Source organism: Arcobacter sp. YIC-80 (assembly GCF_044841725.1).
GTDB lineage: Bacteria > Campylobacterota > Campylobacteria > Campylobacterales > Arcobacteraceae > Arcobacter_B.
In genome coordinates, this window is sequence record NZ_JBJBSI010000007.1 from 16,568 (window position 1) to 39,144 (window position 22,577).

Genomic DNA, 22,577 nt, shown 5'->3' on the forward strand with positions numbered 1-22,577 from the left:
ACAACAAAATGACTTCTTAAATCGTAAATTTAAAGAATCATCTAATCTGCCCTCAAACAATACTACTAACTATAAAATTGTTAAAGACCAATTTAAAATAGGAATAGTCAATTTTTTAAAAAAGATCTGAATACCATATAGAGAAGATTAAGCAAACTATTTACATTAATATTTTCTAATTTTTATTGGAGGGTTAAATTTTACTCCACAATATACCCAAGCCCTTTCTTAGAAACAATGAAATCATCATCACTTACTTTATCTTTTACTCTTTTGATAACTGTACGCATTGTGGCATCTGAGGTATTGGGGTCATTCCAAATGAACTCTTTTAGGTACTCTTTTGTTTTTATCTCTTTTATATTTGTGATTAGTGCTTGTATTAGTAAGACTTCTTTTTTTGATAGGTTTATTAGTTCATCACCTTTATATAGTAGGTTTGTTTTTCTGTTGAATGAGTAAGTTTGATTTAGGTTTATTACTTCATCTAAGATTTCTTGTTTTGATGATTTATCTTCTAAGACTTTTGTTTTTACTTTTTTTAGCATTTGCATTACAGTTTTTACTTCTAAGGGTTTTACGAAGTATGAGATGACATTTAGGCCTATTGATCTAAATAGATATTCTTCATCTTTATATGCTGATACTATGATGAACTTTTGTTCTTCATTTAATTGTGTTATATCATCTACCATTGTAAGGCCGTCTTTGTTTGGCATTTTTATATCTGTTAGAACTAGGTCAAATGTTTTATTTTCATCATGATATTTTTTGTACAACTCTAAGCCTTGTTCTCCATCACAAGCGATTTTCACTTCATCAAAAATAGTATCTAAATAAAACTCCAATATTTCTCTTGCATCTTCTTCATCTTCTACTAATAAAACTCTTGTAATTATTTCACTCATATTTTATATCCTGTTTCAAATATTTAGTGTGATTATAAACTTCACACCATCTTTTATATTTTCAACTTCTATTTTACCTTTCATATTTGTTTCAATTATTGATTTTGTCATATAAAGCCCTATTCCCGTACCTTGTGTCTCAAACTTTGTAGTGAAATAAGGTTCAAAAATCCTGTCTATTATATCATTTTTAATATTATCACCATTATTTGATATTTCTATTTTTAATTTATCATCTTGTTTTTTTACTATTATTTTGATAATTGCATCAAACTTTTTATTCTCTTTTTTGATTAATAAAGCATCTTTTGCATTGTTTAAAATATTTAATAAAGCTTGTTTTAATTCATTTTCATAATTTATTATGATTATATCTTCACATTCAAACTCTATATTTATACCATCACTTTCATACTGATTTTTTATCATATATAAAAGTGTATTTATACACTCTTTTATACTAAATTTATCTTGAGTTTTTGAGGGTTTGTAAAAGTTTCTAAAATCATCTATTGTTTCACTCATATACTCTATATGTTTATTTGCTTTATTCATAAACTTATCTAGTTTTTGCTCACTTACTGCTTCATTTTTATAGTTATCTCTTAAAAACTGCATAATTAAAGAGACATTATTTAGAGGTTGTCTCCACTGGTGTGCTATATTTCCTAGCATTTCTCCCATAGCTGCTAACTTACTTTGCTGTATTAAAATTCTATCTTTTTCTCTATTTTTCTTTACTTCATCTTCTACTTTTAATTTTAGTTCTTCTTCACTTAGCTTGATTTTTGTTATGTCATTTATATAGCCGTAAAAATGAGAGACTTTTCCTGAGTGATTTTTGATAAGTATTACCCTTGAAGATATCCACCTAATTTCATTTGCTGCGTTTATTACTCTACATACTACTGTGAAATTTTGAAGGTCATTTTTAAGTGCTGCATTTATTGCTACCTGAATTTTATTGATATCTTCTTTATGAATTAAATCAAAAAAACTCATCTGCTTAGATTCAAACTCTTTTTTTGTATATCCAAAAGATTTAATACTATTTGAAATATATTGAACAGATAATTTATCATCATTTTTAAGTTTAAAAATTACAATTTTTCCATCTTCAACAAGATATTCCACATCTAAAAGCTCTTTTTTCATTCTTTTATTTTTGTCTATATCCATAGACATCATAAGCATTCTATCTAATTCGTTTTTATCATTTACAAAGGCTTTTCCACGTGCTAAAACCCATTTAAAACCATCATTTTTAGTCTTTAGTCTATACTCACAAATAAAAGTATCATCAACTTTAGCAAAGATTTTATCAAAAAGCTTTTCTACATTCTTTTTATCTTCATTATGAATTAGCTCAAACCAATCTGAAAATGTTTGTAGTTCTTGCTTTTCATAACCAAACATTTCAAGCCATTTATCAGAAAAATATATCTTTTTTGTTTTAAAATCAATATCCCATAATCCATCATTTGAAGCTATAATAGCAAGCTCAAACCTTTTTTTCCAATGCTCTAAAGATAAAGTTTTACCTTCAAGTTCATCATTATATTCATTGAAAATATTTTTTATAAAATTAGAAAAAATGTATGTAAAAAGTATAAAAACTGTAGTTATGATTATAATCAATGTTGATATTTGAAAAAACTGATTTCGATACTCTTTTTTTATTTGTTTTACAGTATATTTCATTTCATTATTGATTTCATTTTCATCATAAAAACTTGCTATTAAAAAGTTATATTTATCATAAAAATATGTATAATCTTCAAATTTTTTATTATATTCATAATCCTTAAAATAATGTTCTAAAATCTTATATGAGATATTATCATCCTTGTTTTTAAGAAGTTCATTAGATTTTATATTTTTTTTCTTAGCCTTAAAATTAAAAGTATCTTGGGAGATAATATCATAAAACCATATATCATAGTTTTGATTTGAGATTGTACTAAGTATAGAGTTTTTAGTGATTTCTTTTATGGAATTAATAGTAGAAAATGACCCCACAAAATAATCATAGCCATTTATAGTTATCTCATCAAAAAAGCTTAATCTAACTGTTCTTTTTAGGTCATCTTTCCAATACTGAAGGTTACTTTGTCCTTGAGAATAAATATACTTCAAGGTAATATTTTCATGATTCTTTGTATCCGAATTAAATATTAACTTTTGTAAATAACTAATTGATTCTTTTCCATATAAAATATTTAAATTATCTTTTGTAAAAACTACTAATTCTATATGATTTTGTTTTTCTATCTTTTGTAAATAATCTGTAAGTAAATCAAACTTTGATAAAGAGTTTGATTCTAAGTAACCAATAGCTTTATACGTTACTTTTTTTAATAAAGTTTCTTCTTCTAAAAAGCCTTCTTTTAGTTGTTCTTTTACTTTTGACTTAAAATCACTAATTTGTTCTTTTTTTTCAAACTTATAGTTTAAAAAAGCTTTTTGTTTTAATAAATCTATTTCTCTATTTTCTTTTGCTTCTAAAATAAAATAAGAAATTACGATAAATAGACTTGCTAATAGCATTATAAATATCACAGGAATTTGAGAAAAAAGCTTTTGAATATCATAAAGAGTATATTTTTTTTCATTTTTTAAAAGCATTTAATCTTATCCTATATATTTTTAATCTATAATTTTAAAGTTTCAAAATTGTTTCAATATTTTAAATTATATTGAAACTTTTTATAAACTAAAATTAAGGAGTAACTATGATACATATTTTTACAGCACTAATTCCTATCTTTTCGCTGATTATGATTGGTTACTTCTTAAAAAGAATCAAATTCCCATCAAAAGAGTTTTGGCCTCAGGCTGATAAACTAACATACTTTATTTTAATGCCATCACTTTTGATTTATAAACTCTCAACTGCAAACTTACAAGGAGTAGATGGATTAAATTTTGTAGCAACTGCAATTTTTGCTATTAGCTTTATTTTTATACTTCTAATTATAATAAATAAACTATTCAAATTCAAAGGTGATGCTTTTACATCTATTGTTCAAGGTGGTATTCGATTTAACACTTATGTTTTTTTAGCCTTGATTGATTCTGTCTTTGGAGATAAAGGTCTTGTTTTAGCAGCCATTTTGATGACTTTTGTAATTCCTTTTATAAATATACTTTGTATTTCAAGTTTTGCACTTTATATAAATAATAATAGGCTAACTTTCATTTACTTACTAAAATCTATAATCACAAACCCTTTAATAATAGCTTGTTTCATAGGAGGAATGATAAACTTTTTAGGAATACAACTTCCTATAATTGCAGATAAAATATTGGCTATTTTAAGTTCAGCAGCACTTCCTTTAGGACTTTTATCAGTTGGCTTTGGACTTGTAATAAAAGAGATAAACTCATCTAAAAATGAAATATTTAATGCCAATATAGCAAAGCTAATCATAACACCTATAATCATGTTTTTAATAGCTAAACTTTTTAATTTAGATGACTTTATGATTTCAATACTTATCATCTTTGCAGTACTTCCAACAGCACCTTCATCTTTCGTACTAGCAAGACAATTAGGAGGAGATGTAAACTTGATGTCTTCGATTATCACAGTACAAACTTTAGTTTCTGTACTGTTTATAATCTTTGTTTTAAACTACTTTGTCTAAAGCTTTTTGTTTTAATGTAGTTTCAATACCTTGTATGGGATTTCGCGGAATTAAAAAAGACAAACTAAGAGATATAAATGCAATACTTGCTCCTATTATAAATACAAGTGAGCTTGAATACAACCATACCAAACCAAGTAAAGCTGGTAAAAATACAGCTGCTATATGATTTATAGTAAAAGAAACAGCACTTGCACTTGCTATATCTTTTGGATCAGCGATTTTCTGAAAATATGTTTTAAGTGCTATTGCCATTGAAAATAATAAGTGATCAAGTACAAATAAAAAATAAGCAAAATATAGATTCTCTACAAAAGCATAAGACATAAAAACAAGAATAAGCCCTACATATTCAACCTTTAAAGCTACAGATTCACCAAACCTAGCAATAAATCTACCTATTTTTGGAGCAAAATACATATTTAAAACAGAGTTTATAAATAATAATGCAACCATATTATGAACATCTACACCAAATTTTTCAACAAGTAAAAAACCTGCAAATACTATGAATATCTGTCTTCTTGCTCCTGCAAAAAAAGTCAATATATAAAATAACCAATACTCTTTTTTTAATTTCACTTTCTTTTCTTGGGCAACTTCTTCTTTAAAATGCTCAAATAAAAGCCAAGCTAAAATACCTACTATAAAAGTTATACCACCAAAAAATAAATATACATATTTATATTCCATAGAATAGTATTTCATCATCAAATATATAAGCACAAATACCACTAGTGAAGTTGCTGATTTAGCAGCTGTTATTTTTCCTAAAACTATTGGTGCTTTATCTTTTGACAGCCATTGAAGGGACAAAGACTGATTTAAAGTTTCTAAATAATGAAACCCTATAGACATAATAACAGTAGTAACATAAAGCCCTATTGCACTTGGGAAATATCCTGTTAATAAAACTCCAAGACCTAAAGCCATAATTGACATATATGCCAACCTTTGCTGACATATAAAAATGAGTACTAAAACAACTGTAAAAGCTAAAAATCCTGGAATTTCTCTTAGACTTTGAAGTATTCCTATTTGGCTTCCATCAAAAGATGCAGCTTCAATTACAAAGTTATTTAGTAAGCTCATCCATGCTGCAAAGGAAAAAGACATTGACAAAGCCATCACATAAAGTAAAGCTTCTTTTGATTTAAAAAAATCTCTCATATATTTTCTTTTTAATAATTTTGTGAATACTAGCACTATAGATTAAAAAAGTCAAATTAGATAGAATATGCAAAAAATATTAAAGAGAACTTATGACACAATCACAACATAGAAATATGATTATCTTTTTAGGAATTATTATTCTTATAATTGCTATGGGTCTTAGACAAAGTTTTGGCTTGTTTATTCCTTCTTTTACTACAAACTTTGATATTACAAGGGCTGATTTTGGTTTAGCTTTAGCTTTTCAACATTTATTTTTTGGACTTGCACAACCTTTTATAGGATATTTAAGTGATAAATATGGAAACAACAAAGTTTTAGTTGCTGGTGGATTATTTTATACTTTAGGACTTTACTTAATTACTATTATAACTACAAGTTTTGGTCTTCATTTAAGTCTTGGTTTTTTTGTAGGTCTTGCTCTTAGTGCATCAACTTATGTAGTTGTTTTAGGAGCTATTGCAAAAGTTGTTGACCCAGCAAAAAGAAGTACTGTTTTTGGTATAGCAACAGCAGCAGGTTCATTTGGAATGTTTGTATTTATTCCTATTACAGATGGTTTGCTTTCTCATTTTGAATTAAATACAACTTTTTATATTTTATGTATTTTTTCACTAGCTATTGCTTTTTTTGGTTTTTTTATGAATAGTGATGAATCACAAATAATTAAAGCAGATACCCAAGAAGAAGAGTCAATCTCAAAAGCCTTACACTGTTCAAAAACACATCAAGGCTATTGGAGGTTGAACATTGGATTTTTTATATGTGGGTTTCATATTGCATTTATTTTAACCCATTTTCCTACGTATCTTATGGATAGTGGATTAAGTTCAAGTGTAGCTACTTTAGCTTTTTCTCTTATAGGTCTTTTAAATATTTTTGGTTCTTTTATGTTTGGAAAATTAGGTGATAAATATGATAAAAGAGCCCTTCTAATCATACTTTATGCTTCAAGAGTTATAATTTTTATCTTAATGATTATTCTTCCTTTATCACCACTTACTGCTATACTTTTTGGTGGAGCAATTGGTTTTGTATGGCTAGCAACTGTTCCACTTACAAGTGGACTTGTAGCGCAAATCTTTGGGCTAAAAGCCTTAGCTACATTATATGGAATAGTGTTTTTATCACATCAAGTTGGAAGCTTTGTAGGAGCTTGGGTTAGTGGATTAGTATATGAATATGCTGGAACTTATGATTCTATTTGGTATTCATGTGTTATTTTGTCAATTATCGCAGCACTTGTACATGTAAAAATGGATGATAAGAAAATAGATTACAAAACTATTAGCAAATAACTGCTGTATTTGAAAAGAAAAATTGGCTTTTAAAACTATCTATATTTACAGCAAAAAATGCAAGTAAAATAAGAAATAAAAAAGCTAAAAAAATATATAAAAATAGTTTCTTATTTTTTGAGTTTTTATTTAAGATATCCATAATATATTTTATCAATATTTACTTGATTAAACAAATAAAAAGATTTTTTCTTCTTATTTGTCAAAAGTTACTACATTTAAAAACTCTTTAAATGTACTTTGTCCTAAGCTGTCTTTTTCGTAAGAGCTTATTAATTCGCCTATAAAATCTACAAGTTTGTTTGCTTGTATTTTTACTCCACTTTTATGGGCTATTCTGCTTCCTTTTTCACCATGTAAATGACCACCTAAAATCACATCATATCCATCTACTCTTTTTTTATTTTCATCTCTTATTTTTGTACCTATAAAGCCTATATCTGAAATTTGTGGATGAGAACAGGCATTTCCACAACCTGAAATTGCCATAGTTATATTTTCTTTAAAAGTTGGATGATTCCATTCTAATTCTTTTACTACTTCTTTGGCAAACTCTTTTGTTTCTGTTATTCCAAACTTACAAAATTCTTTTCCTGTACAAGATTGAAGTCTTGCTCTAAAAGGACTTGGTTCATAAGGATAACCTAAAGCATCAACCTCATCGGCAAGCTTTTGTACAAGATTTTCTTTTACTCCATAAATTATAAAATTCTGAGTTGATGTAAGTGCAAGACCAGCTATGTCATATTTATTACAAATATTACTAAGAGCTCTTAGGTCTTCCCCTGCTACTCTTCCTGAATTAGTCGCAAAACCTACAAAGTATTCACCTTCTTGTTTTGCTTTATGAATTCCAAAATGTGTTCTATTTTCAAAAGGTGTTATCTTTGGTTCTTTTAAACCTTCTTGTAAGGAGTAACCAAGTTTTAACTCTAGTTCATTTACAAACTTTTCTAAACCCCAATCATTTATAAGATGTCTTACTCTTGCTTTATTTCTATTAAATCTGTTTCCATTATCTCTAAAAATCTCAGCACAAACAACAGCCACATCACGAACTTGTTCAGGTTTTACATATCTATTTGCTCGATAAGCTATTTGTTTTGATTTTGATAAACCACCTCCAAGAGTTAAATCAAATAAAACCTCACCATTTTCATTTTTAAAAGCAGTAAAAGCAACATCTTGAATCTCATGGGCTGCTGTATGTCTTCCACACCCCGAAATACCTACTTTATATTTTCTAGGGAAGTTACAAAACCTATCATCATTCATATCAAAATATAAATCCAACTCTTTTACTAAATATGAAGCATCAATAATCTCTTTTGGGTCAATTCCTCCAACAGGAGAAGTCATAATAGGTCTAGGGCCATCACCCGATGCCATTTTTGAGCTTAGTCCAACAGAATCTAATAGTGCAAAAATTTCAGGTAAATCTTTTATCTCAATATAATGATATTGAATATTTTGTCTATTTGTAAAATCAACTAAACCCTTTGCGTATTTTTCGCCTATAGTTGCTAAGACTTCTAATTGTTTTAGATTTATTTTTGCATCAACAATCTTAATTCTTTTCATAAAATATTTTTTTTCTTCTAAATTGTTAGTATTTACGTGTGGATACATTCCATACCACTTTAATAAACTAATAGAATCATCACTTAAAGGTATTTTTTTTAATGCTTCTTTGTATATATCGTTAATTACTCTTAAAGGGTTTCGTGAAGCTTTTAATTGTTCTAATGCTGAGAGTTCTTTTTCAGCCATAAGTTCTCCTAATTTATATATAATATTTGAATTTTATAATTTATATAAACTTGGTGTCTACTTAGTGGTGTGAAATAATATATTTAAATAAACAAGCTAAGTATTAATTTAATAGCCAAAGCAGATAATAGTATTTTTAATAAAAAAGTAAATCTTTTACCATCTATTTTATTTCGAAGTTTTGTACCAGCTAAACTACCTAAAATAGCTCCTATAATCATAGTCACAATAATCCCTAGATAATCAAAAAAAACAAAACCAAAATATATAAATACAAATACTTTTAAAATATGAGAAATACTCATAAGAGCTGCACTTGTAGCAACAACCTTATCTCTATTTTTGTAGTCTTTTAAAAGCAAAGTCATACTAAGAGGCCCTGTTGCACCTACTACTACAGATAAACCTGATTGTAAAAAACCAACAAGATAATAGTTTTCATATTTTTTAATCTTTTCGTTAAACTTTTGAGACCATAATGAAAGTAAAATATAAATAGCAATAAATAAAGGTACATATTCTAAAGATATCAAAGAAATAATACTAGCAAAAAGCCCTACTCCAAGAAGTGAACCTATCAAAAACTTTGGTATTGTTTCATACTGAATATCTTTATACGAAAAAACTGCACGACTTATATTACTAGACATTTGAGTAAGTCCATGAACAGGAATAATCGCATTTAAAGGTAAAAAAGAAGGTAATACTGCAATAAGAAGCATACCTCCACCAAGCCCAACAACTCCTGCAATTGTTGAAGTAAAAAATGCAATTAAACCTAATAATAATTCATCTAACAAAAGCTATCCTATATTTATATTATTTTACGATATCAAATAAAGCCTTTATTATCAAAAAAAAGCTACAATCGCTTTTTAATAAAACATAGGAGATAATCTTGGATATTTATCAATGGATAGGTTTTGTAGGAATGGCTTTTGTTGTTTTTGCATATTTACTTTTACAGATGAACAAATACACTATACAATCACTTCAATACCAACTTTTAAACTTAGTAGGAGCTGTCTTACTTTTAATATCACTTTTTGTACACTTTAACTTAGGATCTTTTATAATCGAAGTATTTTGGATAGCTATCACAGTTTATGGAATAGCTAAAAACATAAAAGAAAAAAAAGTATTACAAAAGGAAAATGTATGAAGTATCTAATATTTACAACTTTAATTTTTTCAAATATTTTATATGCAAATTACTCATTTAATAATCAAAATTCAAAAAATATTGATATGCACGGTGGAAAAGGTGACAAACTAATAGATTCTAAATCAAGTTTTTCAAATAAAAATATGAATTCTTTATCAATAGGAATAAATAAACCCAAAAAGCCTAATGCACCGAAACCTTTAATTTCTCAAGATAAAACAAAAACTACTAAAAAAACTAATCAAGACAAATAAAACTCATATAAGAAATCAAAAAAGCTTGACAAGCTAATGATTTCTTGTTAATATTCTCTACAGACCAACTGGTTGGTTTTAAATTAAAACAGATTATTTTAAAGGATTACTATGTCAAGATTAATAGATAATATTAAACAATATCAAGAAACATTTAAGCAAAGAGTACCAAAAGATTTACAAGAAGTGATGCTAAAAGCAACTGAGAATCTAAAAAATGAAAAGCTATCTAAAAATGCACTAAAACTAAAAGATAAAGCCAAAAGTTTCACACTTAAAAATGCCATAAACAAAGATGTAAACTTAGATGAATTACTAAAAGAAAATAAATTTGTAGTACTAAACTTTTACCGTGGAGCATGGTGTCCTTATTGTAACTTAGAACTAAAAGCTTTTGAACAAATAAATGATAAACTAATACAAAACAAAGCAAAACTTGTAGCAATATCTCCACAAACTCCTGATGTAAGTTTAACAACTATGCAAAAAAATGAACTATCATTTGAAGTTTTAAGTGATACAAATAACAAGGTTGCTAAAGAGTATGGCTTAGTATTTAGTTTAGCTCAAGAATTAAGACCTATTTATGAAAAATTTGGAATTGATATTGTAGCTTCAAATAATGAAAACAGCTTTGAACTACCTATGCCAGCTACTTATGTAATAAATAAAAATAAAGAAATTATTTATGCTTTCATAGATGAAGACTATACAAGTAGAAGTGAACCCCAAGAAATTTTGGATATAATTAGCAAAAACCAATAAGGTGTAAGCAAATGCAAGATGTAAGAAGTAGATTGATTGAAGCTACATTTCAAGAAGTCTTTTCTAAGGGATACCAAGCAGCTTCTCTAGCTCATATTTTAAAAAGAGCCGAAGTAAAAAAAGGAGCTATGTATCACTATTTTCCTTCAAAAAAAGAGATGGTTTTATCTATGATTGATGAAAAAATAAAATTACGAATCGAAAATAAGTGGAAAGCATTAGCAAATACAGAAGAAAATATTATAGATTCACTTATTTCAATTTTAGAAGATATAAATAATTGGGATTTAAAAAATGGCTGTCCTTTAGGTAACTTACTTCAAGAATCCCTCGATGAAGATGAGGATTTTAAAAAAATATTAACAGATATATTAGATGATTGGAAAGAGTTATTTTCAAACATCTTGCAAAAAGCAAAAGATAAAAACCAAATAACTCAAACATTAGATACTAAAACTTGTGCTACATTTTTGATAGCATCTATTGAAGGGGCTTTACTTCTTAGTAAAAAAAATGACAAAGCAAAAGATTTTGAAGATACCATGAAACACTTGGTATCTTATATAAACTCATTTAGAATCTAAACTAAATACCCAAATAAGTATTTAGTTTAAATCTTCTATCTACGATACTTTAGAATAAGCTTCTTTTTCTTTTTGAATCAAAATAGTAGCTAAAAAGTCATAAGCTTCTGCCCATGCTTCTTGAATCTCTAAAGTACAAGCTTCACCTAAAACATCTTTGAAAGCTTGTAATAAAGAGTCTTTTACCATAGGATAATGTTTAGCTTGAATATTTGTTTTTACATGTGCACTTACCATACCTTCTATTCCTTTAGTAAGCTTATCTAACTTATCAATATTGCTTGCATAAGCATAAATTGCATTTGCTAATTTTTTTGGTTGTTCCTCTGTAGCATTTTTAAATAAAACCTTTGTTTCTGGATACTTTGTAAATAAAACTTCATACATTTTTGTTGTAATTTCATCTCTTCTTTCTTTTATAATTGGTGCAGTAATTTTTATAATTTCTTTTGTTTTTTCGTTCATATTTCATTCCTTTTTTAATAATTTGGCGAAGTTTATCAAAATAGGATATTTTTTGTCTTGATTAAAATCAAGATAAAAATAATACAAGACTATTCTGATATAATTTTAAAAATTAAATAAATATTAATAAGGTATAAATAAATGGCAAAAACATATAAATTTATTTCGTGGAATGTAAACGGTATTAGAGCAGTTGATAAAAAAGAGGCTTTAAAATGGGTAGATGAAGCAAATATTGATTTACTTGGTATCCAAGAAACAAAATCAATGAAATCACAAATTCCTGACTCAATCTTTGAAAAAGAATATAAAACACTATTTGCTAGTGAATCAGCTATCAAAGGAAGAAGTGGAACTGCACTATTTACAGATATAGAAACAACTTTTGAGTGCAACTGTCCTAGTGTAGATGTACTTGATGAGGGAAGAATTAATGAAGTTCACTTTACTTTAGGGGAAAAAGATATAGCATTTTTTAATGTATATTTTCCAAATGGTCAATCAAAAGATGAAAGACTTACATATAAAATGGAGTTTTATGATAGATTTTTAGAGCATTGTGAAAATCTAAGAAAAGAAGGAAAATCTATCATAGTTTGTGGAGATGTAAATACAGCTCACACTGAAATAGATATAGCAAGACCAAAAGCAAATGAAAAAACATCAGGTTTCTTACCAATGGAGAGAGATTGGATAACTAAGTTTTTAGAACATGGTTATATAGATACATTTAGACTTGTAAATGGTGATATAAAAGACAAATACTCATGGTGGTCATACAGAGCAAATGCAAGAGCAAACAACGTTGGCTGGAGAATTGACTACTTTTATATAAGTGAAGATTTAAAAGACTTTGTAAAAGATGCTTACATCTTAGATGAGATTATGGGAAGTGATCATTGTCCTATTGGACTTGAGATTGAGTTATAAGAGTTAAACTCTTATAACTTAAACAGTTTTAAAACATCTTGGGCTTGCACAGTATAATCAGGCTCATCCTCATAAGGATCTACTTCTTTATAAACTATTGTTTCAAGTGGATTTTTCCACTGATTTCTTTGCTCTATTTTATCATAAGATGTTGGTAAAATTATAGAGTTTACTCTATAAACAGCAGCTAACTGCATAGGTCCACAATCTATTCCTAAAAACAAATCAAGAGCAGCGATTTTCTCTACTAAATCAGCTATAGAAGTTTTACCAGCAAGATTTTCATAGTTTGTAATACCATTTGCTTGTAGCTCTTCTTCAATCACACTACAAATATCTACTTCATTTTTACCACCTAGAAGTACTATGTCATATTTAGCAGATAAAGCAACAGCTACTTTAGCAAACTCTTGCGGTGGCCATCTTTTTACATCTGCATAAGTTGAACCTGGATGAATACCAAAAGTAGGTTTTTTAAACCATTGGGGTTTAAAGTGAAGCATTAAATCCCCTGCTTTATATGATGTATCTAAAGTTTCATTTACAAAGTCATTGTATTTTTCTACTTGGTGAATATCTTTGTTGTTTGAAGTGTAATTTACTTTCTTTTTTGCATTTACAAAATAAACAAAAAACTTAGATAAAAAACCATCTTTAAAAGAGATAATCAAATCTTGTTCATCAAAACTTTTAGCCATTCTAAAAAGTGAAATAAGAGTAAACAAACTTTTAGAAGTCTCTTCAACAACAAGATTTTTAACTCTTTCATCTTTAGAAAAAAGTTGCGTAGAAACGCTAGAACCTACAAAAGTAACTTCAGCGCCTCTATAATGCTTCAAAAGATTCTCAATAGCAGGAGTAATCAAAACAGTATCTTCAATCAATTCAGGTAGCTCAACTAATAACTTCATCTATCTTCCCAATGTATAAATATTTTATATATAATATACATAAATTTTCTTTGTATTAGTTGAGCTTTTTTGATTAATATGGCAATTTTATCATAGCTTTTTTTAAGTGAGTGGAGGGGTAACTTTTCACAATTAAGAAAACAACTGCTAAAATCACTCAAAAACAAAAGGTATATGATTATGAATGATTTTGATTTTCTAAACAAAGATACTTTTGAAGCAGATAAATACAAAGACATGGTTAAATCTTATCAAGAAAAAGACGAACCAACTCAATGGTTTGACCATATTTATGAGAGTGCTAAGGGTGACTATACTAAAGTATTTTGGGCTGATTTAAAACCAAGTCCTTATCTTGTATCTTGGTTAAAAGAAAATCCTATAAACAAAGCAGGCAAAAGAGCTTGTGTTATTGGCTGTGGGGTTGGTGATGATGCACAAGCTTTAAGTGAATTTGGTTTTGAAGTTATAGCTTTTGATATTTCTCCAAAAGCTATAGAGCTTTGTAAAGACAGATACCCTGATACAAAAGTGCAGTTTATAGTAGCTGATTTATTTGACTATCCAAAAGAGTGGTTTGAGAGTTTTGATGTAGTTTATGAGTGTAATACTATTCAAGTTTTACCAGATGAGTATAGAAAAAAAGCTCGAACTTCTATGTCTTCACTTCTTTCAAAAGGTGGATATATTTTAGTTTCTTGTAGAAGTAGAGATGAGCATGAAAAAGAAGATGAGATACCAAAACCTTTAAGCAAATCAGAAATAGATGAGTTCATAACAGTACAAAATCTAAAAGAGCAAAGTTTTTTAGCTTATGATGATAACCAAATACCAAGTGTACCTCACTTTTTTGCAGTTTATAAAAAATGATTTTAAAAATAATACTTGGTTTTATACTCATAGCTTTTATAGAAACTTTAAATGGAATTTTTAGAATAAAGGTTTTAAATAAAAGCTTCTCTAAAAGGTTATCAAAGTTTATATCTTTTATACTTGGTTCTATACTTATTTTTCTAATAAATCTTTTTTATATTCCAATTCTTGGTATATCCTCACAAGAAGAAGCTTTTTTTATAGGTTTTACGTGGGCTTTATTGATGATACTTTATGATGTATTTGTAGGTAAGTTTATGTTTAAAATGTCATGGGAAAATATAGCTGATGATTTTGATATATTAAAAGGAAACTTACTCTCACTTGGAATAATACTTATAGTTTTTATGCCTATTTTTGTATTTAAATACTTCTAAAATCAAGAGTTTTGAAAGACTTTTAAGCTTTCAAACTCTTCTATATTAAATTCATTTTGTTTTATTTTATTTCCACTTACATCTAGTCTTTTTAGATTTCTCAATTCTTTTAACTCTTTTGGTAAACTTTCAAGTAAATTTCCACTAATATCCAAGTTTTTTAGACTTTTCATGTTTGTTATTTCTTTTGGGATTTCTTTTATATTATTGTTTCTGATTATTACTCTTTGAAGCTTTGACATTTTTAAAAGCTGTTTGGGAAACACCTCAAAACAGTTATCATTTAAGACTATTTTTTCTAAGTTTTTTAGCTTAGAAAATCCTAGTGGTAGCTCTTTTAGCTTATTTGAGGAAACATAAAGTGTTTTTAAGTTTTCAAGCTTAGAAATTTCAAAAGGCAAAGTTTCTAAAGTATTATTTCTAATATCAAGACATTCTAGCAAGTTTAAACTAGCTATTTCATTTGGTAGCATCGAAATAGTATTGCTCCATAAATAAAGTTTCCTTAAAGAGCTCATTTCAAAGACCTCTTTAGGGATTTCTTTTAGGTTTTTATGGTTTAGATTTAAAGCTTCTTGATTTTTATCTTCAAATGTAAACATTGTTATTTTTTATATCTTTTGAAGTAGTTTTTCTATCTTTTTATTTGAATCAACTATTCTATCAAGAGATATTTTTCCCTTTTGTATTTGAGAATAAACTGTATTTATTATCGTTTCAAGTTTTACTGGTTTTGCAAGTTGATTTGCAAAAAGTAAAATATTTACACCTGAATTTATAGCTAAAGTTACTGTATCTTTTAAGCTATAATGAGAAGAGATAGCTTTCATTTGTAAATCATCACTTATTAAAACACCTTGATAATTTAACATATCTCTTAAAATAATTGTATTTATATCATAAGATAATGTTGCAGGATAGTCTCTATCCATTTCTTTGTTAAAAACATGAGCACTCATAATCATATCTACTTTATTATTTTTTATTAAATACTCATAAGGTTTCATTTCTTCTTGACTCCAAGTTTTTGTTACATCTACAAAGCCTTTATGGGAGTCACCATAAGATGAACCATGACCAGGGAAGTGTTTAAGTACTGATATCACTCCTTGTTTTCTTGATTCTTCTATAAAGATAGAAGCATATTTTATAACTTGCTTAGGATTTTTTCCATAAGATCTTTTTAGTTTATAAATCACTTTATTTTTTCGATTTATGGCTAAATCAACTACGGGTGCAAAGTTTAAGTTTATTCCATTTTTTTTCAACAACGAAGCAAGTTTTGAATACTCTTGTCTAGCAAAAACCTCGCCATTTTTAGATATCTTTTGGGCTGATGCTGTATATTTAAATCCATAAGCAGGCTTTAGTCTTTGTACAATTCCACCCTCTTGATCTATAGAAATAAGAAGTTTATCAGCTCTTATACTTTGTAATTTTGAAGTTAAATTTTGAAGTTGTTTAGGATTTACTATATTTTTTCTTTTACTTTTATCATTTGGGTCTTTATCAAAAAGAATAACTCCACCTAAATTGTAGTTCTTAATATCTTTATATATCTTGTCATTTAAAGATACATCTGTACCATTAAAACCTAATATAACCATTTTTGATATCATGTTTTCTATTTGTTTTTTTGTATAGTTTTCATTTGAAAATAAAGAACTAACAAAAAGACTTAGAATAAAAAGTTTTTTTATCATATATTTTCTCTTTTTAAATATTTGATGAAGTTTTATCCAATTTTACTTTAAACTTAGCAATTAACAAACTATATTATGTTTTTCAACAAGATTTGATATTTTTTTTCCAAGCTTATTTATCTTTTCTAAGTCAAGTCTATCTTTAGAACCAGATATTCCAACTGCTCCAATTAAAATATTTTCATGATTAAATAAAGGTGTTGCGACACAACACATATTATCTTGAAATTCACTATTATCAATAGAATAACCGTTTTCTTGAACTTCTTTTATAGTTTGATTTAATGCTTTTATATTTGTAATTGTATTGTGTGTATATTGATTTAATTTTATTTTATCTAAATTATAATTTCCAAAAGCAAGTATTGATTTACCTAAAGCATTTGTATGAAGAGGTGCTTTTAAACCTATGTTATTTCTTGTTTTTATTTTTCTATCTGAATTATCTACCTGATTTAAATATAAAACCTTATTATCATCTAAAATCCCTAAATATGCGCACTCATTTGTTTTTTCATAAATCTCTTCTAAAAGAGGTTTTGTTTTTTCAACTAAAAGTTGAATTCTTGTTTTTTTTGTATTTTCATCTTCTAAGTTTTTAGAAATAATTTCATTTGAATTTTCTAAATACTCTATATAGTTTTCTTCTTTTAAAGTTTGAAGTATTCTTGACATAGTACTTTTATTTATATTGAGTCTATCACAAAGAGTCATAGCTAAAATAGGCTTACCATAATTTACTATTTCTTTATAAACTTGTAAACCTTTTGAAAGTGATTTCAATGAATCTGACATACTTTTCCTTTATGCAAAACTAAAAAATAGTTTTGCATAAATATTATAAAAGTTCATTAAATTTAGCAAGCCAAGTTGGATGAGCTGGCCAAGCTGCTGCTGTAACTAAGTTTCCATCCACATAAGCGTCTTCAAAACCTACATCAATCCATGTTCCGCCATTTTGATTTACATCAGGAGCACAAGCTGGATAAGAAGAACAAGTTTTATCTTTAACCACATTTGCAGCTACTAAAACTTGAATACCATGACAAACAGAAGCTATAGGTTTATTTGCATTATTGATATTTTGAACAATCTCAATAACTCTTGGATTTAATCTAATATATTCAGGAGCTCTACCACCAGGAACTACAAGAGCATCATAAGAGTTCTCATCTATTTCATCAAATGAAGCATTTAATGTGAAATTATGTCCTGGTTTTTCCGTATAAGTTTGATCACCTTCAAAATCATGAATAGCAGTTTTTATCTGCTCACCTGCTTTTTTATCTGGACAAACAACATCAACTTCATGACCTAACATCTTTAAACATTGAAAAGGAACCATTAACTCATAATCTTCTACAAAATCACCTGCTAAAACTAAAATCTTTTTTGACATCTTTTTCTCCTTAAAATTTTAAAAATATTATAAGAAGTGAACTTAATAGATAATATACAAAAAAGATTAGTTTCTTTGAGTTTCACTATATGAAACAACTAAAGTAAAACCTCTAACCACTCTATTAGTTTTTCTAAACTTTTTTCATCTTTGTTTGTGATAAAAAGTGAAGGTTTATTTTTTCTATTGTTTGCTACATCTTCTTTCATCTGCTCTAAATCTACACCAACATAAGGGGCTAAGTCAGTTTTATTTACTACAAGCAAATCACTAAAAAGTAACCCAGCACCCTTTTTTCTAGGAATATCAGCACCTTGTGCCACATCAATAACATATAAATAATAATCTATCAATTCATAAGAAAAAGTAGCACTTAGATTATCTCCACCACTTTCTACAAAAATAATATCAGGATTAAACTTCTCTTCTAGTTCTACTACTGCTTTTTGATTCATAGAAATATCATCTCTGATTGCTGTATGTGGACATCCTCCTGTTTCAACTCCTAAGATTCTATTTTCATCTAAATCAAGTGTTTTTTTAAGATAGTTTGCATCTTCTGTTGTATAAATATCATTTGTTACTATTCCTAAACTATATTTATCTTTCAACACATTTGTAAGGCTTTCAATCAAAGAAGTTTTACCACTTCCTACTGGTCCTGCTATTCCTATTTTTAGTGCCATTTTTTCTCCTGCTGACTAATTTGTAATTTTATCAACTAAATTTTGATTAGGGTTTTTATTCTAGTTCAAGACGTAAATAGATGAAGTTTACTATAAGTAAATAAATCTATTTACAACGAAGAAATAGGATAAAAAAACAATCAAAACTATGTTGCAAACATTTTGGGTTCTAGTTTTTTGTGTTTAAATATCACTTCTTCAAAAAGTGGATTAAAATTTGTGATTTTTTCATCAATATTTTCATAATAAAACTTTTCTAAAAACTCATCAAACTCAAATAAAAGTTGTTGAATTTGAGAGGGTTTTATTCTTGATATTTTAAGTGTTGCTGCACAGATGTTTATTAGATTTTTTTTAGTCCACATTACTATAAAGTCTTCTATTTTTATATCCATATCAAAAGCTAATGAGCTTAAAACTAAAAGTTCATTTCCTATACACTGTTTATTTTCTATTTTTGAAAAGTACTCTTTTACTATTTGCTTTTGGGGCAATGTTTTTGTTTGAGCAAAATAGTTCTCACCTATATGCTTTGAAGCTTTTGCATACTCAAAAGTCAAATATGCCCCTAGATTTTTATCAAGTTTTTTTAACACTACTAGATTTTCACTACTTAAAGCCTCATAAACTTTTTTGATATATACAAACTCTTGTTTTGCATACTGATCATAAATAAAGTTTTTAAGATAATCTCTTAGGGTATCTATATCTTTTACTTCTTCTAAAACCATATGAGGTTCAAGTCCAAAAGAGTGAACAAAAACACCTGAGGGAAAACTTCCATCAAGTATTTGCAAAAATCTACTTAAACTTTTCAAAGCCTTAGTGTGAGTGGTGTGCTTTTCCATTTGGTTTGAAATACCCTCTTGTTTTTTCTACTTTTATAGACTCATTTTTATAACAATCTTTGATAATATCTTCAATAGATATATCATCTAAAACCACTATTTTCGACTCACTTATTTGTACTGGTTGATGTCTATTTCCTATCTCATAAGCAGTTTTTGCAAAGCTAAGTGCATCTTTAAACTCTAAGATATGAATCATATCTTCACTTCTTGAAACTTTGATAGTAAAGCCATCTTCATCAACTAAAATATCATTTTCATGCAAGTGTGTAAACTTGGCTTTTATTATAAAATCAACACCGTTTTTACTTACAGCTGTTAAGTTTGGCTTTTGCATATCAAACCATGATAACTCAACCTCATCATCAAAACTGATGTCTTTTTTTATCTCTATTATTTTTTTAATCATTTTTATTCCTTAAAAGTGCCCATTTTAAAATAAGAAGTATTTCTTAGCCATAGGCACTTCACTTACATAATTTGACTCTATTAGTTTTCCATCAACTCTTACATCATAAGTTTCAGGGTCAACCTCAACCTCACCTATGAAATCATTTAGTTTCATATCTTTTTTGCCTATATTTCTTGTGTTTTTTACACTTAAAACTTGTTTGTTTATTCCTAGTTTACTAGCTAAATTTTCACTTGCTACTTTTGAAGTAAAAATAGCACTTGTTTTAGCACTAGCCTTTCCTAAACTTCCAAACATAGGTCTATACATATTTGGTTCAGGTGTAGGAATAGAAGCATTACTATCTCCCATCATAGCAAGTGCTATAAATCCACCTTTTAGTACAAGTTCTGGTTTCACTCCAAAAAATGCCCTATTCCATAAAACTAAATCAGCCATTTTTCCAACTTCAACACTTCCCACATACTCATCAATCCCACAAGCAATGGCAGGGTTTATAGTATATTTTGCTATGTATCTTTTGATTCTTTCATTATCACTTTTTTCATCATCACCCTCAAGAGCTCCTCTTTGTTTTTTCATAGAGTCAGCAACTTGCCAAGTTCTTATTATTACCTCTCCTACTCTTCCCATAGCTTGTGAGTCCGAACTTGTAATAGAAATAGCTCCTAAATCTTGTAGTACATCCTCAGCTGCAATAGTATTTCCTCTTATTCTACTTTCAGCAAAGCTTACATCCTCTGGAATTTTAGGACTTAAATGATGACAAACCATAAGCATATCAAGGTGTTCTTCAATAGTATTTTTTGTATATGGAAGTGTTGGGTTTGTACTTGAAGGTAAGATATTTGCTAAACCTGCAACTTTCATAATATCAGGGGCATGACCACCACCAGCACCTTCACTATGGAAAGTATGAATAGTTCTATTTTTAAAACTATCAACCGTATTATCCACAAAACCTGACTCATTTAAAGTATCTGTGTGAATTGCTACTTGTATATCAAAATCATCTGCAACACTAAGACATGTATCAATAGCCTTTGGAGTACTTCCCCAATCTTCATGAAGTTTAAGTCCCATAGCTCCTGCTTCTATTTGCATTTTTAAAGCTTCGTAGCTTGAACTATTTCCTTTTCCCATAAATCCAAAGTTCATAGGTATATCATCTACACTTTGAATCATCTTTGATATATTCCATTCACCTGGCGTACAAGTTGTGGCATTTGTTCCTGTATTTGGCCCAGTACCACCTCCAAGCATAGAAGTAACACCACTTGCTAGTGCTTCATCAATTTGCCCAGGAGAGATATAGTGAATATGTGAGTCAATTCCCCCTGCTGTTATGATTTTTCCCTCAGATGAAAGTATTTCTGTGTTTGCACCAATCTCTAAACCTTCACTAATACCATCACAAAGATTTGGATTTCCTGCTTTTCCAATAGCACTAATTAAGCCATCTTTTATTCCAATATCAGCTTTATAAATTCCTGTATAGTCAATAATAGTGGCATTTGTAATAATCAAATCACAAGTAACAGTTGCTGTTGGGCTTTGAGCCATACCATCTCTAATAGTCTTACCACCACCAAACTTAACCTCTTCACCATAAGTAGTATAATCTTTTTCAATTTTCGCTATTAATGAAGTATCAGCTAATCTAAATCTATCACCCTTTGTTGGACCATACATGGAAGCATATTTTTGTTTACTTATCTTCATCACACTCTCCTAAAAACTTCTCTAAATTTTTCTTAGCTTTTTTCTTAGTTTCTTCATCATCTAAAAAGCCTTCAACTAAACCATTGAAACCACTCATATATCTTTTTCCAGTAAAGGCAACTAAATCAACTTGTTTTTTAGAACCTGGCTCAAATCTTACAGATGTTCCAGCAGGTACATCAAGTCTTTTTCCATAAGCTTCAAATCTTTCAAAATCAAGCTCTTTATTTACCTCAAAGAAGTGATAATGTGAACCTATTTGAACTGGTCTATCACCTTTGTTTTCTACTTCTATTGTAGTAATCTTGGCATTTTCATTTAGTATAAGTTCTTCATCATCTACTAAATACTCTCCTGGAACTTCTATATCTTTTGAAGTTGGTATTGGATTATGAACTGTTACTAGTTTTGTTCCATCATCAAAAGTAGCTTCTACTTGAACCATAGAAATCATTGAAGCAACCTCTGGCATCACATCATCTTGTTTTAAAACTTTAGTTGCATCAACCATAAGTTGGGCTACACTCTTTCCATCTCTAGCACCTTCTACAATATATGAAGAAATAATAGCAACAGCTTCTGGATAGTTAAGTTTTAAGCCTCTATCTTTTCTCTCAAGGGCTAATTTTGCTGCTGTATAAATTTGCAGTTTTTCTGATTCACGATTTGTAAGAAACACACTTTCTC

25 protein-coding genes are annotated in these 22,577 nt (G+C 28.1%); 9 read left to right on the forward strand and 16 right to left on the reverse strand.

Going from position 1 to position 22,577, the window contains the following annotated elements; translation table 11 throughout:
• Positions 1–200 precede the first annotated feature (200 nt).
• Both ACH5BK_RS10010 and ACH5BK_RS10015 read right to left on the reverse strand, forming a co-directional pair.
• Positions 201–908 carry a response regulator transcription factor gene (locus ACH5BK_RS10010; RefSeq protein ID WP_404306959.1) on the reverse strand — a complete coding sequence of 236 codons (708 nt, stop codon included), beginning with the start codon at positions 906–908 and terminating at the stop codon, positions 201–203.
• Between the two features lie 15 nt (positions 909–923).
• On the reverse strand, positions 924–3,533 hold the full coding sequence (locus ACH5BK_RS10015) for a PAS domain-containing protein (protein ID WP_404306961.1): 2,610 nt from the start codon (positions 3,531–3,533) through the stop codon (positions 924–926).
• Positions 3,534–3,640: 107 nt separating this feature from the next.
• Between ACH5BK_RS10015 and ACH5BK_RS10020 the strand changes: the two genes are divergently transcribed.
• Complete coding sequence (locus ACH5BK_RS10020; RefSeq protein WP_404306963.1) at positions 3,641–4,555, forward strand: AEC family transporter; 915 nt, start codon at positions 3,641–3,643, stop codon at positions 4,553–4,555.
• Here ACH5BK_RS10020 and ACH5BK_RS10025 read toward each other — a convergent pair.
• The gene (locus tag ACH5BK_RS10025; RefSeq protein WP_404306965.1) at positions 4,538–5,725 is read right to left on the reverse strand and encodes an MFS transporter; all 1,188 of its coding nucleotides are present in this window, start codon (positions 5,723–5,725) and stop codon (positions 4,538–4,540) included. The genes ACH5BK_RS10020 and ACH5BK_RS10025 overlap by 18 nt on opposite strands.
• A 92-nt stretch (positions 5,726–5,817) precedes the next feature.
• Here ACH5BK_RS10025 and ACH5BK_RS10030 point away from each other — a divergent pair, with 92 nt between their 5' ends.
• Entirely contained in the window at positions 5,818–7,026 is a 1,209-nt protein-coding gene (locus tag ACH5BK_RS10030) for an MFS transporter (RefSeq protein WP_404306967.1), read from the forward strand.
• A gap of 195 nt (positions 7,027–7,221) precedes the next feature.
• On the opposite strand, the gene ACH5BK_RS10035 is transcribed toward ACH5BK_RS10030, so the two are convergent.
• Positions 7,222–8,796 (reverse strand): nitrite/sulfite reductase, encoded by a 1,575-nt coding sequence (locus ACH5BK_RS10035; protein WP_404306969.1) that lies wholly within the window; start codon positions 8,794–8,796, stop codon positions 7,222–7,224.
• 83 nt (positions 8,797–8,879) lie between these two features.
• Positions 8,880–9,596 carry a TSUP family transporter gene (locus ACH5BK_RS10040; protein WP_404306971.1) on the reverse strand — a complete coding sequence of 239 codons (717 nt, stop codon included), beginning with the start codon at positions 9,594–9,596 and terminating at the stop codon, positions 8,880–8,882.
• 98 nt (positions 9,597–9,694) lie between these two features.
• On the opposite strand from ACH5BK_RS10040, the gene ACH5BK_RS10045 reads away from it, so the two are divergent.
• The 4 genes from ACH5BK_RS10045 (at position 9,695) to ACH5BK_RS10060 (ending at position 11,564) form a co-directional block, all read left to right on the forward strand.
• The gene (locus ACH5BK_RS10045; protein ID WP_404306973.1) at positions 9,695–9,958 is read left to right on the forward strand and encodes a hypothetical protein; all 264 of its coding nucleotides are present in this window, start codon (positions 9,695–9,697) and stop codon (positions 9,956–9,958) included.
• On the forward strand, positions 9,955–10,215 hold the full coding sequence (locus tag ACH5BK_RS10050) for a hypothetical protein (RefSeq protein ID WP_404306975.1): 261 nt from the start codon (positions 9,955–9,957) through the stop codon (positions 10,213–10,215). The genes ACH5BK_RS10045 and ACH5BK_RS10050 overlap by 4 nt, the downstream gene beginning before the upstream one ends.
• Positions 10,216–10,326: 111 nt before the next feature.
• Positions 10,327–10,980 (forward strand): peroxiredoxin-like family protein, encoded by a 654-nt coding sequence (locus tag ACH5BK_RS10055; RefSeq protein WP_404306977.1) that lies wholly within the window; start codon positions 10,327–10,329, stop codon positions 10,978–10,980.
• An 11-nt stretch (positions 10,981–10,991) separates the two neighbouring features.
• Positions 10,992–11,564, forward strand: coding sequence for a TetR/AcrR family transcriptional regulator (locus tag ACH5BK_RS10060; RefSeq protein WP_404306979.1), 573 nt, complete (start codon positions 10,992–10,994; stop codon positions 11,562–11,564).
• A gap of 39 nt (positions 11,565–11,603) precedes the next feature.
• On the opposite strand, the gene ACH5BK_RS10065 is transcribed toward ACH5BK_RS10060, so the two are convergent.
• The gene (locus tag ACH5BK_RS10065; protein WP_404306981.1) at positions 11,604–12,029 is read right to left on the reverse strand and encodes a globin domain-containing protein; all 426 of its coding nucleotides are present in this window, start codon (positions 12,027–12,029) and stop codon (positions 11,604–11,606) included.
• A 141-nt stretch (positions 12,030–12,170) separates the two neighbouring features.
• Here ACH5BK_RS10065 and ACH5BK_RS10070 point away from each other — a divergent pair, with 141 nt between their 5' ends.
• Positions 12,171–12,959 carry an exodeoxyribonuclease III gene (locus tag ACH5BK_RS10070; protein ID WP_404306983.1) on the forward strand — a complete coding sequence of 263 codons (789 nt, stop codon included), beginning with the start codon at positions 12,171–12,173 and terminating at the stop codon, positions 12,957–12,959.
• An 11-nt stretch (positions 12,960–12,970) separates the two neighbouring features.
• Here the strand turns inward: ACH5BK_RS10070 and ACH5BK_RS10075 are convergent, their stop codons facing one another.
• Positions 12,971–13,870 (reverse strand): glycosyltransferase family 9 protein, encoded by a 900-nt coding sequence (locus ACH5BK_RS10075; protein WP_404306985.1) that lies wholly within the window; start codon positions 13,868–13,870, stop codon positions 12,971–12,973.
• A gap of 180 nt (positions 13,871–14,050) precedes the next feature.
• On the opposite strand from ACH5BK_RS10075, the gene ACH5BK_RS10080 reads away from it, so the two are divergent.
• Positions 14,051–14,740: a class I SAM-dependent methyltransferase gene (locus ACH5BK_RS10080; RefSeq protein WP_404306987.1), complete on the forward strand. Its 690-nt coding sequence runs from the start codon at positions 14,051–14,053 to the stop codon at positions 14,738–14,740.
• A complete protein-coding gene (locus ACH5BK_RS10085; RefSeq protein ID WP_404306989.1) occupies positions 14,737–15,120 on the forward strand; it encodes a hypothetical protein in 384 nt (127 codons plus the stop codon). Before ACH5BK_RS10080 ends, ACH5BK_RS10085 begins: the two co-directional genes overlap by 4 nt.
• A gap of 2 nt (positions 15,121–15,122) precedes the next feature.
• On the opposite strand, the gene ACH5BK_RS10090 is transcribed toward ACH5BK_RS10085, so the two are convergent.
• The 9 genes from ACH5BK_RS10090 to ACH5BK_RS10130 form a co-directional block, all read right to left on the reverse strand.
• Positions 15,123–15,722 (reverse strand): leucine-rich repeat domain-containing protein, encoded by a 600-nt coding sequence (locus ACH5BK_RS10090; protein WP_404306991.1) that lies wholly within the window; start codon positions 15,720–15,722, stop codon positions 15,123–15,125.
• Between the two features lie 9 nt (positions 15,723–15,731).
• Complete coding sequence (locus ACH5BK_RS10095) at positions 15,732–16,823, reverse strand: glycoside hydrolase family 3 N-terminal domain-containing protein (RefSeq protein ID WP_404306993.1); 1,092 nt, start codon at positions 16,821–16,823, stop codon at positions 15,732–15,734.
• 60 nt (positions 16,824–16,883) lie between these two features.
• Positions 16,884–17,618, reverse strand: coding sequence for an IclR family transcriptional regulator (locus ACH5BK_RS10100; protein WP_404306995.1), 735 nt, complete (start codon positions 17,616–17,618; stop codon positions 16,884–16,886).
• Positions 17,619–17,661: 43 nt separating this feature from the next.
• Positions 17,662–18,222: a DJ-1/PfpI family protein gene (locus ACH5BK_RS10105; RefSeq protein WP_404306997.1), complete on the reverse strand. Its 561-nt coding sequence runs from the start codon at positions 18,220–18,222 to the stop codon at positions 17,662–17,664.
• A gap of 98 nt (positions 18,223–18,320) precedes the next feature.
• Complete coding sequence (gene ureG / locus ACH5BK_RS10110; RefSeq protein WP_404306999.1) at positions 18,321–18,908, reverse strand: urease accessory protein UreG; 588 nt, start codon at positions 18,906–18,908, stop codon at positions 18,321–18,323.
• 146 nt (positions 18,909–19,054) lie between these two features.
• Positions 19,055–19,705 carry an urease accessory protein UreF gene (locus ACH5BK_RS10115; protein WP_404307001.1) on the reverse strand — a complete coding sequence of 217 codons (651 nt, stop codon included), beginning with the start codon at positions 19,703–19,705 and terminating at the stop codon, positions 19,055–19,057.
• 25 nt (positions 19,706–19,730) lie between these two features.
• Positions 19,731–20,165, reverse strand: a complete 435-nt coding sequence (locus tag ACH5BK_RS10120; protein ID WP_404307003.1) for an urease accessory protein UreE — start codon at positions 20,163–20,165, stop codon at positions 19,731–19,733.
• Positions 20,166–20,189: 24 nt separating this feature from the next.
• Entirely contained in the window at positions 20,190–21,890 is a 1,701-nt protein-coding gene (gene ureC, locus ACH5BK_RS10125) for an urease subunit alpha (protein ID WP_404307005.1), read from the reverse strand.
• On the reverse strand, positions 21,877–22,569 hold the full coding sequence (locus ACH5BK_RS10130; protein ID WP_404307007.1) for an urease subunit gamma: 693 nt from the start codon (positions 22,567–22,569) through the stop codon (positions 21,877–21,879). Before ACH5BK_RS10130 ends, ureC begins: the two co-directional genes overlap by 14 nt.
• Positions 22,570–22,577 lie beyond the last annotated feature (8 nt).

Coding starts and splice junctions, on each gene's coding strand:
- ACH5BK_RS10070 (WP_404306983.1), top strand. CDS start 12,171: ATGGCAAAAACATATAAATTTATTTCGTGGAATGTAAACGGTATTAGA.
- ACH5BK_RS10015 (WP_404306961.1), bottom strand. CDS start 3,533: ATGCTTTTAAAAAATGAAAAAAAATATACTCTTTATGATATTCAAAAG.
- ACH5BK_RS10025 (WP_404306965.1), bottom strand. CDS start 5,725: ATGAGAGATTTTTTTAAATCAAAAGAAGCTTTACTTTATGTGATGGCT.
- ACH5BK_RS10020 (WP_404306963.1), top strand. CDS start 3,641: ATGATACATATTTTTACAGCACTAATTCCTATCTTTTCGCTGATTATG.
- ACH5BK_RS10080 (WP_404306987.1), top strand. CDS start 14,051: ATGAATGATTTTGATTTTCTAAACAAAGATACTTTTGAAGCAGATAAA.
- ACH5BK_RS10010 (WP_404306959.1), bottom strand. CDS start 908: ATGAGTGAAATAATTACAAGAGTTTTATTAGTAGAAGATGAAGAAGAT.
- ACH5BK_RS10055 (WP_404306977.1), top strand. CDS start 10,327: ATGTCAAGATTAATAGATAATATTAAACAATATCAAGAAACATTTAAG.
- ACH5BK_RS10060 (WP_404306979.1), top strand. CDS start 10,992: ATGCAAGATGTAAGAAGTAGATTGATTGAAGCTACATTTCAAGAAGTC.
- ACH5BK_RS10090 (WP_404306991.1), bottom strand. CDS start 15,722: ATGTTTACATTTGAAGATAAAAATCAAGAAGCTTTAAATCTAAACCAT.
- ACH5BK_RS10035 (WP_404306969.1), bottom strand. CDS start 8,796: ATGGCTGAAAAAGAACTCTCAGCATTAGAACAATTAAAAGCTTCACGA.
- ureC (WP_404307005.1), bottom strand. CDS start 21,890: ATGAAGATAAGTAAACAAAAATATGCTTCCATGTATGGTCCAACAAAG.
- ACH5BK_RS10100 (WP_404306995.1), bottom strand. CDS start 17,618: ATGTCAGATTCATTGAAATCACTTTCAAAAGGTTTACAAGTTTATAAA.
- ACH5BK_RS10120 (WP_404307003.1), bottom strand. CDS start 20,165: ATGATTAAAAAAATAATAGAGATAAAAAAAGACATCAGTTTTGATGAT.
- ACH5BK_RS10095 (WP_404306993.1), bottom strand. CDS start 16,823: ATGATAAAAAAACTTTTTATTCTAAGTCTTTTTGTTAGTTCTTTATTT.
- ACH5BK_RS10075 (WP_404306985.1), bottom strand. CDS start 13,870: ATGAAGTTATTAGTTGAGCTACCTGAATTGATTGAAGATACTGTTTTG.
- ACH5BK_RS10030 (WP_404306967.1), top strand. CDS start 5,818: ATGACACAATCACAACATAGAAATATGATTATCTTTTTAGGAATTATT.
- ACH5BK_RS10105 (WP_404306997.1), bottom strand. CDS start 18,222: ATGTCAAAAAAGATTTTAGTTTTAGCAGGTGATTTTGTAGAAGATTAT.
- ACH5BK_RS10085 (WP_404306989.1), top strand. CDS start 14,737: ATGATTTTAAAAATAATACTTGGTTTTATACTCATAGCTTTTATAGAA.
- ACH5BK_RS10050 (WP_404306975.1), top strand. CDS start 9,955: ATGAAGTATCTAATATTTACAACTTTAATTTTTTCAAATATTTTATAT.
- ACH5BK_RS10065 (WP_404306981.1), bottom strand. CDS start 12,029: ATGAACGAAAAAACAAAAGAAATTATAAAAATTACTGCACCAATTATA.
- ureG (WP_404306999.1), bottom strand. CDS start 18,908: ATGGCACTAAAAATAGGAATAGCAGGACCAGTAGGAAGTGGTAAAACT.